General features: G+C 72.5%; 1 pseudogene. It reads left to right on the top strand.

Annotation, left to right across the window (positions count from 1 at the left end):
• Window positions 1-126: pseudogene (locus JHD73_RS28675) on the top strand (lipopolysaccharide heptosyltransferase I); the annotation flags it as partial.
• Between the last annotated feature and the right edge of the window lie 176 nt (window positions 127-302).

Below are 302 nucleotides of genomic sequence, written 5' to 3'. Positions count from 1 at the left end.
TGCACGCCGGTCGTGGCCGATATTTTGCGCGCGTATCCGGATGCCGAGATCGACTGGGTCGTCGAAGAAGGTTTTGCGGGCATCGTGCGTATCGTGCGCGGTGTGCAGGGCGTGATTCCGTTTGCGCCTGTCTCTTATACACATCTCCGAGCCCACGAGACATGGCGCCTGATCGCGTATGCCGTCTTCTGCTTGAAAATGGGGGGGGGGGGGGGGGGGGGGGGGGGGGGGGGGGGGGGGGGGGGGGGGGGGGGGGGGGGGGGGGGGGGGGGGGGGGGGGGGGGGGGGGGGGGGGGGGGGGG

Origin of the sequence: Ralstonia sp. ASV6, assembly GCF_016429285.1 — a bacterium.
GTDB lineage: Bacteria > Pseudomonadota > Gammaproteobacteria > Burkholderiales > Burkholderiaceae > Ralstonia > Ralstonia flaminis.
This window is presented reverse-complemented; position numbering and strand designations above follow the sequence as displayed.